This is a genomic window from Paenibacillus sp. HGH0039, from assembly GCF_000411255.1.
Taxonomy (GTDB): domain Bacteria; phylum Bacillota; class Bacilli; order Paenibacillales; family NBRC-103111; genus Paenibacillus_F.
In genome coordinates, this window is record NZ_KE150412.1 from 511,973 (window position 1) to 527,463 (window position 15,491).

General features: G+C 52.4%; 15 protein-coding genes and 2 riboswitches. Of the genes, 4 read left to right on the top strand and 11 right to left on the bottom strand.

The genetic code is table 11. The annotated features are described in order from the left end of the window. Window positions 1-137: 137 nt before the first annotated feature. The 5 genes from HMPREF1207_RS01930 to HMPREF1207_RS01950 form a co-directional block, all read right to left on the bottom strand. Entirely contained in the window at window positions 138-1,367 is a 1,230-nt protein-coding gene (locus HMPREF1207_RS01930) for an MFS transporter (protein ID WP_009672320.1), read from the bottom strand. Window positions 1,368-1,558: 191 nt separating this feature from the next. Beyond that, window positions 1,559-1,915, bottom strand: coding sequence for a DUF3139 domain-containing protein (locus HMPREF1207_RS01935; protein ID WP_009672321.1), 357 nt, complete (start codon window positions 1,913-1,915; stop codon window positions 1,559-1,561). Further along, a complete protein-coding gene (gene yqeK / locus HMPREF1207_RS01940; RefSeq protein ID WP_009672323.1) occupies window positions 1,903-2,538 on the bottom strand; it encodes a bis(5'-nucleosyl)-tetraphosphatase (symmetrical) YqeK in 636 nt (211 codons plus the stop codon). The genes HMPREF1207_RS01935 and yqeK overlap by 13 nt, the downstream gene beginning before the upstream one ends. A 259-nt stretch (window positions 2,539-2,797) precedes the next feature. Continuing rightward, window positions 2,798-4,030, bottom strand: a complete 1,233-nt coding sequence (locus HMPREF1207_RS01945) for an aminopeptidase (protein ID WP_009672328.1) — start codon at window positions 4,028-4,030, stop codon at window positions 2,798-2,800. Between the two features lie 121 nt (window positions 4,031-4,151). Continuing rightward, window positions 4,152-4,703, bottom strand: a complete 552-nt coding sequence (locus HMPREF1207_RS01950) for a CGNR zinc finger domain-containing protein (protein ID WP_009672317.1) — start codon at window positions 4,701-4,703, stop codon at window positions 4,152-4,154. A gap of 196 nt (window positions 4,704-4,899) precedes the next feature. Here HMPREF1207_RS01950 and HMPREF1207_RS01955 point away from each other — a divergent pair, with 196 nt between their 5' ends. Then, window positions 4,900-5,394: a DinB family protein gene (locus HMPREF1207_RS01955; protein ID WP_009672331.1), complete on the top strand. Its 495-nt coding sequence runs from the start codon at window positions 4,900-4,902 to the stop codon at window positions 5,392-5,394. 142 nt (window positions 5,395-5,536) lie between these two features. On the opposite strand, the gene HMPREF1207_RS01960 is transcribed toward HMPREF1207_RS01955, so the two are convergent. The 3 genes from HMPREF1207_RS01960 to HMPREF1207_RS01970 all read right to left on the bottom strand — a co-directional run bounded on the left by HMPREF1207_RS01960 (window position 5,537) and on the right by HMPREF1207_RS01970 (window position 8,460). Next, window positions 5,537-6,157, bottom strand: coding sequence for a cyclodeaminase/cyclohydrolase family protein (locus HMPREF1207_RS01960; RefSeq protein ID WP_009672330.1), 621 nt, complete (start codon window positions 6,155-6,157; stop codon window positions 5,537-5,539). After that, on the bottom strand, window positions 6,154-7,011 hold the full coding sequence (locus HMPREF1207_RS01965; protein WP_009672325.1) for a bifunctional 5,10-methylenetetrahydrofolate dehydrogenase/5,10-methenyltetrahydrofolate cyclohydrolase: 858 nt from the start codon (window positions 7,009-7,011) through the stop codon (window positions 6,154-6,156). Before HMPREF1207_RS01965 ends, HMPREF1207_RS01960 begins: the two co-directional genes overlap by 4 nt. A gap of 85 nt (window positions 7,012-7,096) precedes the next feature. After that, window positions 7,097-7,176, bottom strand: a riboswitch (ZMP/ZTP riboswitch). 87 nt (window positions 7,177-7,263) lie between these two features. Continuing rightward, complete coding sequence (locus HMPREF1207_RS01970; RefSeq protein WP_016423414.1) at window positions 7,264-8,460, bottom strand: MFS transporter; 1,197 nt, start codon at window positions 8,458-8,460, stop codon at window positions 7,264-7,266. Window positions 8,461-8,935: 475 nt separating this feature from the next. On the opposite strand from HMPREF1207_RS01970, the gene HMPREF1207_RS01975 reads away from it, so the two are divergent. The 3 genes from HMPREF1207_RS01975 to HMPREF1207_RS01980 all read left to right on the top strand — a co-directional run bounded on the left by HMPREF1207_RS01975 (window position 8,936) and on the right by HMPREF1207_RS01980 (window position 11,674). Beyond that, a complete protein-coding gene (locus HMPREF1207_RS01975) occupies window positions 8,936-9,997 on the top strand; it encodes a lytic polysaccharide monooxygenase (RefSeq protein WP_009672322.1) in 1,062 nt (353 codons plus the stop codon). A 185-nt stretch (window positions 9,998-10,182) separates the two neighbouring features. Continuing rightward, on the top strand, window positions 10,183-10,320 hold the full coding sequence (locus HMPREF1207_RS29605; protein ID WP_009672324.1) for a hypothetical protein: 138 nt from the start codon (window positions 10,183-10,185) through the stop codon (window positions 10,318-10,320). A gap of 283 nt (window positions 10,321-10,603) precedes the next feature. Then, entirely contained in the window at window positions 10,604-11,674 is a 1,071-nt protein-coding gene (locus tag HMPREF1207_RS01980) for a CobW family GTP-binding protein (RefSeq protein WP_016423415.1), read from the top strand. Between the two features lie 176 nt (window positions 11,675-11,850). Here the strand turns inward: HMPREF1207_RS01980 and HMPREF1207_RS01985 are convergent, their stop codons facing one another. The 3 genes from HMPREF1207_RS01985 to HMPREF1207_RS01995 all read right to left on the bottom strand — a co-directional run bounded on the left by HMPREF1207_RS01985 (window position 11,851) and on the right by HMPREF1207_RS01995 (window position 14,944). After that, complete coding sequence (locus tag HMPREF1207_RS01985; RefSeq protein ID WP_009672327.1) at window positions 11,851-12,789, bottom strand: TIGR03943 family putative permease subunit; 939 nt, start codon at window positions 12,787-12,789, stop codon at window positions 11,851-11,853. 27 nt (window positions 12,790-12,816) lie between these two features. Continuing rightward, on the bottom strand, window positions 12,817-13,839 hold the full coding sequence (locus tag HMPREF1207_RS01990) for a permease (RefSeq protein ID WP_009672326.1): 1,023 nt from the start codon (window positions 13,837-13,839) through the stop codon (window positions 12,817-12,819). Between the two features lie 214 nt (window positions 13,840-14,053). Next, window positions 14,054-14,944, bottom strand: a complete 891-nt coding sequence (locus HMPREF1207_RS01995) for a class I SAM-dependent methyltransferase (protein WP_016423417.1) — start codon at window positions 14,942-14,944, stop codon at window positions 14,054-14,056. Between the two features lie 229 nt (window positions 14,945-15,173). Continuing rightward, a riboswitch (cobalamin riboswitch) is annotated at window positions 15,174-15,383 on the bottom strand. Between the last annotated feature and the right edge of the window lie 108 nt (window positions 15,384-15,491).

The following is a 15,491-nucleotide window of genomic DNA, read 5'->3' on the forward strand; positions in this document are numbered from 1 at the left end:
TGTTTCTATTTCAACCATATTAAAATAATTTGCGGTAGACTTAAGTCTGACTAAGACTTTGTCTACAGACTAAAGCCTCCCCTTCTAACAAAAGGGGAGGCTTTCTATGGTACCGGACTGCGTGCGATGCCGTTTGATTAATCGGTGCTGTCCGCTGCCGCTGCGGCACCTTGACTCTCCCGGGGAGGTTCCGTCCGGCGCAGCATTAGCGGAACAAGCAGCAGCGCACCGAGCAAGAAGAGAATTCCGCTGCCGGCATAAACCGTTTGAAGGGACAAAATATCCTTCATAAATCCAGCGGCAGACATGCCGATGACCATAAACCCCATAAACATCGGCGTTAATACGCCTCCCACGCGGCCGATAAAAGCCGCTTCCGTGTTTTTCATCATCATGGTGTTAATTCCGATCATGATGCACGGATAAAAAAGCCCATTCACCACCTGGAAAAAGATCGTCAGCGGAACGCTTGTGGACAAGCCGATTCCTATCGTTCCAACGGTGCTGGCGATAAGCCCCGCCGCAAGCAGTGATTGCGGCTGCATTTTTTTCGAGAGTGCCATGACGAAACCCCCGCCTGCCAGCATTGCCATTCCGTTCGCCGCCAGAAGCCATTGCAGAAACAGTTTATCCTGCCCGAGATTTTCGATAGCGATAAACAGCATCAAAGGCTGAATAACCCCTACCGCCAAGCCCGAAACGACGAACGTTCCTCCAAGCGTCTTCAATGCACGGCTGTTCCACACGTAACGGAGTCCGTCCTTCATTTCCTGCATGAAATTGCGTTCCGCCTTAGCCGGATTCTCCTGATCGGCCGGTAGTGAAGTAAGAACGGCGGCGGAAGCGATGAAACAAACCCCCATGACCGCAATCGAAATTTCCAGACCGTAGTGCTGGTACACGAATGTCCCGAGAATCGGGCCGAATACCATAAAGATGGCCATTAACGTCTGGAACATCGCCATGACCCCTTGAAGCTGCTCTTCCGGGACATGCTGTTTGAACAGTTTTAATGCGGACGGCTGGGAGAATTGCGACAAAATCGCCGACACCAGCGTCGCGAAAAACAGCGCCTGCCACGAACCGAACATTACGACGAGCAGGACGGCGAATACGGACAACGCCGAGAGAAGATCGCAAACGATCATCGTCCGCTTCGGTTTCCACCGGTCCGCAAAAGTTCCTCCAATAATCGCGAAAAGAAAAATCGGAGTAAATTCGGCGACTGAGATCAACGATACAAACTTGGGATTGTTATTCGTTATATCCGTCACGTACAGCAGAATGGCAAAGTTTCTTACCCAGATGCCAAGCTGGAGCAGAACGTTAGATAAAATAATCGTTCTGACAAAAGTATTTTTAAACACGACTGAGAGCCCCTTCCTGTCATTCCCACTGAGATTTTGTTCAGACTCAGAATAAGACCTGGTCAACAAACGATATCTCGTTTTGTTTATGTATTACATAAACATAATATAATAACGTTTGGTTTTAGGTCAACAACTATTTGATTTGTCTACAAAAAAATTAAAATCAGTTCGTTTCGGTTTTTGACCGCCTACCCCTCCCTTCGCTTTTCCGTGTGTTTCAGCTTTTCAGGCGTTATCCCCATCTCTACTCCTTTCGGGGTAATCCACTGATCGAATTGCAGGACATCGTTATGCGAAAAATAAACATAATTCACCTCCGGCTCATCCTTGAAAACAACGACTGTATAGAAAGAGGGCAGTTTCATCCCCCAAATCCCTTTGACCGATGCCAGTTCCTCTTCTTTGTAGCTTTTTTCCTGGAGCAGGTAGCTCCTGACTCTTTCCGCATAGGCCATTTTATTTCCCTGAACATAAACAAACAGAGCCAGTAAAACGATCAGAACGATTGACAGTGCAAAAATTTTTCCCCGGCTTAGGTTCCGCACGTTTCCGGCTCACTTCCAATTCGTCCCGACAAATCCGCGTACGCCTCTCTAAGCCATGGATGAACGACTCTCAGCGTGTCTTTCCGGCTCCATAAGTAGCGGATATAGGCAAACGCGGCATGGTCTAGCGAAAGCGCGAGTCCCCTATTCAGCTCTTCGAGATACGGAGGCGTCCCCTTCTGATCCCAAGCCACTTTGTCGGCTGTGAAAAGCAGCTTATCCATCTGAGATGCCTGTTTTTTGAGCGTGGTGTGGCATTCGACGGCACTCAAGATTTCAGGGTCCGCCACTCCGAATAGATCCCGCGCTATCGCTTTCGACATCTTCTGGTGAATGATCATCGGAAAGCTTTCTTCCTCCGGAAGCACTTCGATCCCAAGCTGAACCGACACGGAAATACGCGTATCGTTGGAAAAAACGGCGCTGATATCATGCAAATAACCGGACGATGCCGCTGTTTCCGGGTCCGCCCCGAAGCGGACGGCCAGTTCGCGAGCCTTCTCGCCCACCTTCATGCAGTGCTCCGCGGTTTCGCGGTGTCCGTTTTCGGTCAGAAAAGCATACACCTCTTTTTTCAAGTCGCCTGACCGTTCCGGTTGGACCAGATGCTCGTAAACGTTCATTTCCTCACTCCCCATGAGTTTTATAAGGGCCCCTTTGTAAGTATAAAAGGATATTCCAGGGAATTCCAAATAAACCTTTCCTAAAAACAAAAAAAGCCCGCCGCACGCTTCCGTAAGAAACGCATAACGAGCTGCACATAAAGAAAAGAACGGATGCACTCAAAGAAAAAGCCAGCCGGCAATCCCGGCTGACCTTTGATATCCTTATCGCGCTCGTTACCCTGCCTTTACAGGCCGAATATGCGCATTTTACGGGTAATTAAGCCCAATTCCCTTTGCGGAAAATCGGTTCAATCGTCCCGTCGGCCCGTTCTCCGTCAATGTCCATTTCCGCCGATCCGATCATGAAGTCCACGTGGGTAATACTGTCGTTGAGGCCCGCCTTCGTCAGCTCCTCCACCGACATTTTCGTTCCGTCCGGGATGCTGAAGCCGAAGGCTTTCCCCAGAGCAAGGTGATTCGACGCGTTCTCATCGAACAGCGTGTTAAAGAATATGATGTTGCTCGCGGAAATAGGCGACTCATGAGGCACAAGCGCAACCTCGCCCAGATGACGGGCTCCTTCGTCCAGTTCGAGAAGTCCTTTTAACGCTTCATAGCCCTTCTCTGCCTGAAAGTCCACGACACGGCCGTTTTCAAACGTAAGCGTGAAATTCTCGATCAGATTTCCCTGATAGCTCAGCGGCTTCGTGCTGCGAACCACTCCGTTCGTGCCGTCCTTAAGCGGAGAAACGAATACTTCCTCCGTCGGCACGTTCGGATTGAAAGCATCCCCCTGCTCGTTCACAGTCGAGCCTCCGCACCAGATGTGCCGCTCCGGCAGCGTTACGCTCAGCTCCGTGCCCGGCGCCCGGTAATGAAGCTTCCGGTACTGTTTGGCGTTCAGCTCCTCGACTTTAGTACGGAGCGTCGCATTGTGCCGCTCCCAGACCTGAACGGGATTGTCCTGGTCCACGCGGGTAGCTTTGAAAATCTCCTCCCACAAAGCGGCCACGGCTTCATCTTCCGGCAGATCGGGGAACACTTTGCCGGCCCAGCCGGTGGAAGGCGCCGCGAGAATCGACCACGTCATCTTGTAGGAGGTCATGTATTCTCTCCACTTGACGAGCGCTTTGCCCGCTGCCTTGGAATAAGCCGTGATGCGTTCGGGCTTCACTCCCTGAAGCAGTTCCGGGTTGCCTGATTCGATAAGCAGATAAGCGCCGCCGTTTTCGGCCAGCTCTTCTACCGCCTGCGCTCTCCACGCCGGATAGGTATCGAACGAATCGTCGGGAGCAAGCGTATATCTCAGCTTCGTAATAACATCGTCCATCCATTCCACGTGAACCGATTTCGCTCCCGCTTCGTATGCTTTTTGCGCAATAAAACGGGTTAGAGGGGCCTGCTGAATGGAAGCATTCACCCATAAGGACTGACCCTGCTGTATGTTCAAACCGACTTTCACCGCTAGCTCGGCGTATTTTTCCAGATTTCTTTCGAATTGATTCGCCATATTCATTCTCCTTTGTAGGTAAATTTACTCTCGGTCTGCTCGTTATGTAGGTTCCTCTTACATCTTCGACTTTCGAAGCCGTATTCCTTGTGGCACGGCCGCAAAATACTCCGGCGCCGGATCAATCGTTTTCTTTCCGGCGTTTCCGGAAGCGCCTGACTTTCATCAGGTTGCCGCACATCTTATCGTCGCACCACCGGGCCGTCCGGCTTCTGCTCTCGTCGAAGAAAACCCAGCGGCAGTCTTCGTTGGCGCACATTTTGAGCCGCCGCACGTCTTCTTCCGCCAGCAGCCGCGCAAATGCGACGGCCACCTGGCCCATGACCGCGGCCCAGCCCCTATCGCCCGTCCTGCGCTCCAGCCGCCAGCCGCCTTCTTCCCTCGCCAGAACCGGGCGGGAAGGCACTTCCGCCATCGCTTCGTTCAGCCTGGCGATGTCCGCGCGATCCGGCTCGCTGTTAGTGCAAGCGCATTCCGTGATCGCGCGCATGGCCTGCCGGAGCTCGCCGAGGGCGGCGCGTTCGTGGGGCTGCGGAGGCACCTGGGCCTGCAGCTCCCACTTCTCGAGAAAAGCTTCCAGCCAGCCCGGCCGGTCAAGCCTGTCCTCGCTCCGCCCCGTTCCCCGCCAGTCGTACCACTGGCTGTTCATAAACTCTAAAGCCGAATTTTCCAAAACAACCTCCGAATAAAGATTGAGTCTTTTTCCAATGGATGTTAAAATCCAATGTGTAACCATCATAATCATTTTAGATGGTTACAATAAACCTGTCGAATTGTTCGCTAACGGGCAGGCTCATTGCACAACCTGTCCACGCATGATGACATCGCCTTACTAATTTTACACCATTCTTAATTTAGGAGGAAATCGAATGAACGGATTGGATCTTCTCAAACGAGGTTGGGAACACGCTTACGGAACGGAAGACTGGTATGCCCCTCTGAAAGACGCCGTCAGCGGGATAAGCGCGGAGCAGGCTTCCTGGCGGCCGCCGGGTGAAGCGGGCAATACCATCTGGGAGACAGTCAACCATCTGGTCTACTACAAGCAGCGGCTGCTGGAGCAGCTCCAGGGCGAAGAACCGGACAACTGGGCTAAAAACAACGACGACACGTTCAAAACGCCCGATACGCACGGTTCCGAAGAAGCTTGGCAGCGGACGCTTCGTGAGCTCGACGCCGTTCATACCCGCATCGGAAGCCTTCTGGGCGCCAAATCCGATCCGGACATGGACGCTGTATACCGCGATTCTCCGATCGGTTTCCGCATCGGCAGCGTCATCCAGCACGACGCTTTTCATACCGGCGAGATCGTGCTGATCCGCAAGCTTCAAGGCTCCTGGCCGGCGACTCGCCACTACGAATAAAGGCGCGGGCTCGTTAAACCGGCAAAAAAAACCGTCTGAAACTCTTCTTCTCAGAAGAAGCTCAGACGGCTTTTTGTATCATCGCCGGGACGGTTCATCTTGCCGTCCATGATCGGAAAGCTCTGCGGCCCCAAGCCGCTTCTCAAATCCGTTCTCTTACTTGTATCAAAGCATTCCGCTTTATTTCTTCCGATTCTCTCAGCAGAAGCATTCCTTTGTCTCTGTATACGTTTCGGCTGTCGCCGGACATGGTATTCAAATTGATTTCCACCGTGATCCAGGCGGATTGTACCGCGGCTTCCAGCATCAGAACCGCAATTCCCAGATCGGACACCACGTTCTTGTTGACTTCCGGGGCCAGGGCCGCCAGCCGCCGCATGACCCCGAGGCACGCCTCCATCAGTTCCAGCGGCACATCGGCCGCATAAGCGGAGGCTTCCCGGATAGCGAGACTCCGGGCTTCTTTCTCTGCGGAAGTGGAAGCCGGCAGCTTCAGCGCCTTCATGAACCGGCTGAAGGAAGCCATATCTTTTTCGTGCAAAGATTCGAACCGCACGATGGCCTGCCGAAAAAGTTCCGCATTCTCGAGCATCGCGGCTTCTTGCTCTTTAAACTTGGCGCCCGTGGTCAAGCAGGCGGTCATCGATCCCATGGACGCTCCGAGGGCTGCGGCCAAAGCGGCAATGCTTCCTCCGCCGGGCACCGGGGAGCCTGAAGAAGCCTCGGCCAGAAATTCGCGAATCGACTGATCGTACACCCTCATTTGTGCGCTCCCTCCCCGATCTGCATTCCGACCGCTTTTAACAGATTTTCAAACAAGATCAGCGTCGTTAACGTCCCTACGCCTCCCGGCACCGGCGTCATCGCCTTTACCCGCTGCAGAGCGTCCGGGCTCACATCCCCCGTTAATCCCGTGTCCGTTTCGTTGATGCCCGCATCGACAACGACCAGATCCGGGTGCACCATGTCCGCGGTAACCATCCCCGCCCTTCCGGCCGCTGTAATGAGGATGTCCGCACCGGCAATATGACGCGCGAGATTCTCCGTGTGCGAATGGCATACCGTAAGGGTCGCGTGCTCCCGCAGCAGCATAGGCATCAAAGGCCTGCCGACAGTCTCGCCTCTCCCGACGAGCACCACATGCCGCCCTTTCAGTCCGAATCCGAATTCCTGCAGAATGCGGATACAAGACTGGGGCGTTGCCGGGTACAGTCCCTCTGTGCCAAGATAACAGGCAAGTTTGCTGCCGGGCGTAATCCCGTCCACATCTTTGTCGGAGCGGATAAGCTCGAAAGCTTCGGACGGGTTCAAATGCCGGGGCAGTGGAAGCTCCAGCATGATTCCGTGCACGCTTTTGTCTTCGTTCAGCTCTCCGAGATGTCCGAGCAATTCCGACTGCGTAATAGCCGGATCGAATTCCATCAGCCGGTAGCCGATGCCGAGTTTTTGCGCCGTCTTTTCCTTGGCTCTGGCGTAGTATTCGGAAGCCGGATCTCCTTTTAGGAGTACAACCGCCAGGGAAGGTTCTATTCCCCGCTTTTTCCACGCGTCCGTTTCTATTCGGATCGATTCCCTTAACCGACCGGCAAGATCTGCCGTTTTCATTAACATTCCCATGTTTTCCGCCCCCCGATTTATTGGTTCCCTGCAAAAAGAAAACAAAAAAAGTATCCGCAGACCGCGGTTTCCCGTTATCTGCAAATACTTTCGCCCAGGCGTACGGCTATATTTCCCGTGTGCTCCCCCGTGGTTCCCCACGTTCCGCCAGTTACACACCGTTCCAGTGGCCTCATTTTAGCACAGCGAACGTTTTACGGTAAAGTGCCGGAGAAGCATTTTTTTTCAAGATCGTTTGGCACACCGCCTCACTTACAAAGTTTGTACGCTTCCCGGTTTTCTGCTGCCGCGTTCTTTCAGCATCGTTCTCGTGATAAGCAGCATGGAGACGACAATGAGCGCAGCCGGGATATAAAAGATGGACGGCGTGATGCCATCGATCAGCAGCGGCAGGAAATAGCCGACCAGAGAAGCCATTTGGGTAATCACGACATACAGGCTGGCTCCGAACCCGGTTTTGTGCAAAAACATCCGCTGGACGTAGCCCATTGCCACCCCGAGCAGCACGGCCACGTAAAACGAATACAGCGGCTGCATGGCGAAAAAGAACGGCAGATAATCGACATTGGCGTACACCAGATAGACGATCAGAGCGAACAGACCGGCGAATAGAATGACCGGCTTGAAGCCGTATTTCAGCGCCCAATAGCCCGCAACCGTCATAAACAACAGTTCGAACACCGCCTGCGCGCTCCAGATGTAAGACATCAGCTCCGGATTGCCGAACTTCTCGTTCACGACAAGGGGAAGATACAGTCCCCGAATCGCATCGGCGCACGACAGCATAAGCAGCGCGGCCAGCATAGCCAGCGAGAAGGGTTCGCCGCTCTTCTTGACGACCGCTTTGGAAGGCGCTTCCACCGTTTCCCGGTAAAACATCAGAAGGACGAAGAGTGCCGCGTATCCCGCAAGATTGCCCCAGAGTACCCCGTAGAAGGTGAACCATAAGTAAATGTTCGCTCCCAGCAGCAGTCCCGTAAAAAAACCCACGCTGAAAGACGCGCGCAGCCAGAGCTGCGAAATCTCCACGATGTCCGGCGCCAGCTTCGAGAAATGGTTCCGGGCCATGGCAAACATCTGACCCATAACCATCCCGGACGGGGCCGATGCGATCGACATGCCCACCAGCGCGGATACGTACCCGTCGGCTCTCATATAGATCAGCAGCCCGGCCGCACACACGACGGAAGCCGCCATGGGGATGATTTTCTTCCGCGGAATCTTATCGCTTAGAATGCCCACGCTGATCGTGAAAATCATATTGAGCACAAGCGAAACGGCAAAAATCGACGCGATCTCGCCTTTCCCGAGTCCGATCCCTTCTTTTAAGTAAATGGCGTTCATGGGCGCCAAAATCCCGACGCCGATTCCGTACAAAATCATCGCCAGGACCAAAATCCATGCTTTTTTGACGGAAATAAACAATTTGATGTCTGCCGCGACACTCATAACCGGCTCACTCCCTTCCTCTTCCGCATTCGTATACATCTAATTCGTTTCTTTCGACAATTTCCCTTTTAATTCTAATTTATTTTCCAATTTACGATCTTTACAAAAAAATATCCATATTTTCTGGATATTTCGGAGGAGATGTTTTACTATTTACACCATTTTATGTATATAAATAGTTCTAAAGACCTACTTCCATTGCTTCTGCCTTATACTATAATATGGATATGAGGAGGTGAATTGATTCATTTAGACATAAATTGACAGGAGGTAGATGCTAAACTTTTTGACAGGCAGGAATTAAAGCTCATTTGCTGCTCTCGGTAGATAGCCATTCACTGCTTACGATGCCGAATCCTGACCTATCCACCAGAATCTCTCTGGTTTGTGTCATTATTGATTTTTTACGATTCGCAGCAGTATAGTTCTAAATTCCCTGTATTCCAAATTCAATTAAATCGGAGGTATTAAACTAATGTCCCAATCCATTTCATGGAACCGCTCTCTTTTCAAAGTTTCTCCTTTTCTCGTAGCATTTGCTGCGCTCGTAATCGGTGCCATCTGCTCGCTCGTTTTCGCTGAAAGCGCTTCCGCTCATGGTTACATCACAGGTCCGGCAAGCCGCGCAGCCCTCTGTAATCAAGGCATTAACAAAAACTGCGGAGCCATCGTGTACGAGCCGCAAAGCCTTGAAGCACCTGGCAGCTACCCTGCAGGAGGCCCTGCTGACGGTCAAATCGCCGGCGCTGGCGCCGCTTTCCCTGAACTGAACGCTCAAACTGCAGACCGCTGGTCCAAAGTGAACATCAACAGCGGTAGCAACACGTTCACTTGGAAGCTGACTGCCGCACACGCAACGAGAGAATGGAAATACTACATCACGAAAACTGGCTGGAATCCTAACGCAGCTCTGAAACGTTCGGATTTCGAACTGTTCTGCTCCTTCAACGACGGCGGTAAAAAACCGAACCCTTCCACTTCCCACACTTGTGACGTTCCTGCCCGCAGCGGTTACAACGTAATCCTGGCTGTTTGGGAAATCGCCGATACGCCTAACGCTTTCTACAACGTAATCGACGTTAACGTAAACGGTGGCGGAACTGGCACACCTACAGACAATCAAGCTCCTACTGTTCCTGCAGGCGTGACTGCTTCCGGCGTAACAGCTAACTCCGTAACTCTGAACTGGAGCGCTTCTTCCGACAATGTCGGCGTAACGGGTTACGATGTATACCAAGGTTCCACTCTTGTAGGAACTTCCACGACAACCAGCTTCACGGTAACAGGCCTGACGGCTGACACTAGCTACACGTTCACGGTAAAAGCGAAAGACGCAGCAGGCAACACTTCCGCTGCAAGCTCCGCTGTAACGGCTAAAACAACGGCCGGCGGTGGCGGCACGACTGCACCTGCTTGGAGCGCATCCTCCGTTTACACAGCAGGCAACCGCGTTACTTACAACGGTGTCGTTTACGAAGCCAAATGGTGGACACAAGGTGAAACTCCTGGTAAAGCCGACGTTTGGAAAACCGTTTAATTCACTCAACAAGAAGGACCATCCGAGCTCTTATCGGGTGGTCTTTTTTATTTGAAGAAGATGGGTCTGCACGGCAGCACCGCCCTCTCTTTTTAGTTTATGACGCGGAAAAATGTTTAGCATCGGGCTGAGCGGGTAATTTTCTGTAGAGCCAGCAACCTTAACATACGAGGAGGTAAACGAAAATGGGTAAAAAAATGATGTTTACTGCAATTGGTCTAGGAGCTGCTTACTTACTCCGCAATAAAGACGCCCGCCAGAAATTAAAGGATCAATTTCAGACCTTTGCGGGTTCCGCTAAAACTCAACAGTCTCTGCAATAAAGCATAGGAAATTCAAAAAAAATCCTCCATACCCTTTAATGGGCGTGGAGGATTTTTTTGCCACTTTGAAAAATAAAGGATTTTTTACCCGGATTACAAAAACATAAGGAAGCTCTGGAAGTTGCCTTCCACTCCCCTCCTAATGAAGACATTCCGTTTGCCGGACAGCGCTGATTCCTGTACAATAAATTTAAACGTAACGATTACGATTTTTGTTGCATGTTCGTTCCCGGACAAGAATACAATGAGAATATATCTTTTATTTCAGAAAGGAACTAAAACCGTGACAATACCTGTATTCGTACTTAGCGGTTTTTTGGGCAGCGGTAAAACGACTCTTCTGCTCCGTATGCTCGAAGAATCCAAGAAGCTTGGTCTGCGCCCGGGAATACTGATGAACGAGCTGGGCAAGGCGGATGTCGACGGCTTAATTCTGGAAGGGCACAGTTCCGCTTCGATTGAAAAACTGCTGGACGGCTGTGTCTGCTGCAGTAAGAAAAGCGAGCTTACCGGCAGCTTGCAGGCTCTGCTTGTGCGCAATCCGGATATGTTGTTCATCGAGTTGACCGGCGTGGCCAACCCCGAAGAAATTGCCGATGTGCTCACGGAACCCGGTCTGCTGGACCGCGTTGCCCTCAAGCAGGTCATCACTGTGCTCGATGCCGAAAACTTCATGGATTACAACAGCCTGTTCGCATCGGACAAACAGCTCGTGCGGACGCTTCGCAGGCAGGTCGAAGTTGCCGACCTTATCCTGGTCAACAAAACGGATTATGTGCACCGCATCCGGCTGCACCAAATCGAGAAGGCGATACGCAAGCTGAACGGGCACGCTATGCTCGTGTATACGACTCACTGCCGCATTGAGCTTAAACCGATCCTGGAGGGAGTTCAGCCCGCGCAGAAGGGTCCTCTGACGGTCCGGCCTATCCGGATGACGAAGATCCGGACTCATCCGAAGGAGCCCAGCACAGCCGGCTCCGGACGCGGCATGCACCCCGCAGATTCGCCGGCACCGGCGGAAACCGCGCCTTCCCACTCCCGCGTCCGTACCGTCACCCTCCCGTGGAATCCGGCTGCGGGGCTGACCAAAGCGGATGTGGACGCCTTCCTCCAGCGGTGGAAGGACGGTCTGATCCGCGCCAAAGGTTATGTGACGTTCACGGAATCCGGGCACATGCATCTGCTGCAATACGCAGGAAAACGGAGTTACTGGGAGCCTTCCTTTTACCGGGGAGAGCCCTATCTCGTGTTTATCGGGATTGATCTGGATGCGGACCGGCTGAGCGAAGAATGGAAACGTCTTCTGGATGCACCGCAGTCCCTTGAACCGGAGTCCGGCCGACGGAAATAGCTTCAGGCACGGAGAGGGAGGCGCCTTCTATTCGGCACGATCTATACGATTTTTTTTGTCCCCTCCTCCCTGTTCTGCCTGAGTATGTCTACCGATTAAGTACCTTCAACATCCGGCTCTTGCACCGCACAAAACCGCCTTCCGTGGGAAAGCGGTTTTTGTTTTTGCCACAGCCTTTATTTTCCGAGATCGGCGAAATCACCGGCATACGGATACACGTAAGGGGACGAAGGCTCTTTGATTTTTTGGATTACGGCTCCCTCCAGCTTCATCACGTCTTTATCTTCGTACACGGACTTTCGGATCGTGCCTTTCACCGTCACCCATGTATCCTTGAGATACGAATCCGCTCCCGGCGCTTCAACGATAACGCCGTACGGGGATGCATCGGCCGAGCAGCACTGCATCGTCAGTCTTGCGACGACGAACTGGTTTTTGGGCATGCCGTCCTCCCGGTAAACGAAGCCGCTGATTTCCATCTGCTTTCCGGCAAAATTCCCGGCGAACAGATCTACTGCCGTCAGCTTCTCCATAAAGCCTTTATCTCCGATAAGAATGGTTTTGTTTTTGTAAAGCCGCATGGCCAGCTTCGCGTAGTCTTCCGTAAACCGGCTGCCTTTGAACATCTCCTTGAGCCTGGCTTCTTCCGTGTCTTCCCCGCCCTGACTTGTCCCCCCGGAAGATAGTTCCTTCTTGGGCGGATCGTCCTGTGGACTTGCGTTCCTCTGCGTTTGGAGGCTGGAGGTATTCAATTGAATCCCTTTGACTTGAACGATATCGCTCCCCGTTACCCGGTCGGGCAGCAGAAAGCCGAGCAGCAGCGGTAAAAGGAACAAGGAATAAGCCGCACTATGCGAAAGCTTCGATTTCCTTACATCGGACTCGCATCCGCAGTCGGGTTCCTTGCCTGCAGCGGGCTGCAGAGCCAGATAAATCTGGATCACGGCCAGCACGAACAGGGCGATCGCCGAAGCTTTGACGTACGGTACCAGGCGGGGCGCCAAATAATGCGGCATGCTGCCCGTTTTGACCAGATAAACGATATAGAACGAAAACCCGCATAGAATCGCCGCCCGGATAAAATAATGGAAGGCGTAAGCGCGCCTGTCTTCCACCCGGTTCACCTCACCCAATTCAAAAGGTTACTTGAAATAAAGATGCTCGACCACTACGGAACCGGCAAACACGGTCACCGTGATAAGAACGGCCAGCAGCAGGACAAACTTCGTTTTGAAGACGGACAGAAGCATCAGCGTGCTTTTAAAATCGAGCATGGGCCCGAAAACGAGGAACGTGAGCAGGGAACCTTTGGAAAACGTCTGGAGAAAGGAAGAAGCGACAAAGGCGTCCGAGGTGGAACAGAGCGACAACATGTAGGCAAATCCCATCATAAACAGATGCGGAAGCACCTCCCCCTCCCCCAGCGCCGACAAATCGCCTCTCGGCACAAACGCCTGAATAACGGCCGTAAGGAGAGAGCCGAAAATGAGATATTTCCCCATATCGAAAAATTCCCCGCCCGCGTGACCCATCATCGTAACGAATTTGCCGCCGCCCTGCACGTGCGCGCAGTCTTGTCCGTTCCCGGCGTACAGCGAGTCCAGCCTGTGTTTCAGAGGATTTTTGTTAATAAACGCGTACACGAACAAGCCGATAAACGCGCTAACTCCAAGGGCCAGTCCCATCCGGGCATACACCATTTCGGGATTCATCCGGAACGCCGTGTACGTGGCCGCATAGACGACCGGGTTGACGATGGGACCCGTCAGAATGACGACTACGCCTATGTACAGCGGCATTCCCTTGTTGATCAGCCGCCGGACGACCGGGATCATGCCGCACTCGCAAATCGGAAACAGGATGCCCAGCAGACAGGCGAACACGAATCCGAGCAAAGGATTCCGGGGGATCGCTTTGCGGATCCAGGTCTCCGGGATGTAGACCTGCATGAACGAGGAAAGCAGCACACCGAGCATAATAAAAGGAACCGCTTCGAGCACGATGCCGATAAACATCGTCTTGAACAGGCGGATGACCGAAGGGTCCGGCAACACCGCATTCCCTGTCCGCACGGCTTGCCAAGCCAGTATAGCCAGGAAACTTCCCGCTGCGATATAAATCAGGTGTCTTTTTCTCATCCCTCTGCTTGCTCCGCTGAAATGCACGTTCTCCCCTCCTGTGTAAGACAGTACCTTTATTTTAATCGTAATTATTACGTTTTTCAACAAAAAAGACTTCTCCCTTAAACCCGCTCCTCTTCTTCATCTCTATGCGAGTCTGTCTGAATCTATGACAAGCTCCTTCTTGTCCGGCCCGTGAAGCCAAAAAAATCCCGGCACGCGAAACCGCGTTACCGGGACATGCTTCAACCGCTCTGATTTAAACCTGCATGATCCGTTTCACTTCCGTGGGCAGGTCCGCAGGTTCCAGCCGTTTTTCCGGCTTCCAGTAAAGGAGAGCCGCTTTGAAATTGTGCGGGTAAATCAGCCTGCCGTCTTCTTCACGCACATAAGAGTACAAGAGATCAATGGCCTTCCTGCGGTCATATTCCTTGTCCAAAACCGCGCTCAGGTTGTCCTTGAGCAGCTCTTCCTCCGTATCGTAGGCATACGTTTTGTGCAGGTTGACCATTTTACAGTTCGCATCGATTCCCAATTCATAAAGCAGATTCTGCAAATGGATGTAATCTCGGCGTTGAAATTTAATCCGGCAGCCCAGCTGCTCCTGAATGTCTTTGTAATGCGGTCTTTCAGGACCGCTAACCATGCCCGCGATTCCAAGACGCTTCGCCGTGTTGTTGATGTGCAGCAGCGCCCGGTCGATTTCCTGCATCCGGTAGTAACAATTGACGCCGAATACCACGTCGGCTCGCTCCACCTTGGGAAGTTCTTCCCACTTGGCATGTACGAAGTTTAAATGATTCCAGCCCTTCCGCTCCGCTGCGGCTTTCAGGTAAGCAAGCACGCTCTCGGAGCTGTCGACGCAAGTAAGGGAACCCGCTTTCTCGGCCGCTTCGAACGTATAGTTTCCCCAGCCGGGACCGATTTCCAGCACATCCTCGCCGGGATCGATCAAAGCGATCAGCTCCTTGCGCAGGTTGGCGACCCAGGAATCCACCCCGGCTTGTTCTTTCTTTTTCATAAAAGCGTTCCAGAACCCTTCTTCCTTGACGTCATCAGTCATCCGTACGGGAAGATTTCCGTCCCAGTCTTTCATCCCCTCCTGCCAGAGGGTTTTGTAATTCGTATTTAGTTTGACTCCGTAATACATCGTTTGCCTCCCCATACGGTTTGAAGATCTTGTTAGTCATACTTCTTTCGATCAAAATGCGGCGGACTTCATTTTACCTGTAAAGCCGGAGGAGTCCATCGATCCTAAACAAATAAAAACATCCCGCCGGAGGCAGGATGTTTGGGTTCATCGCATGAATACGCTCGGGTCAGGACCCGGACGATTAGGGAGAACATTCGCATCAACGCCATCCTATCCGCGTAGGAATGAAGTTACCGGTAAACAGGCAGGTCTCCTGACTCGGGAACCCTATGCGCGCCTTCCCGGATTAACCAGTGACGTGATGCGCTTCGGCCGGGGCTTCTCCCCCCTTTTCCCCTTACAGTGGCGGGACCGTATCGGAATTGCACCGAACTTCCCTTTTAATCCGTTCCCTCTTCCCAGAGAAAGAACCGGAACCTGTTTAATAAAGAATGTTTGATAGTTCATTGTCTTATTAAGAAAAGCATGTATGCCAAACAACTTCACGGTTAATAGTAGTCCAAATCCGGCGTTTTGGCAAATGACCGAAGCGTGCGGGCAAGCA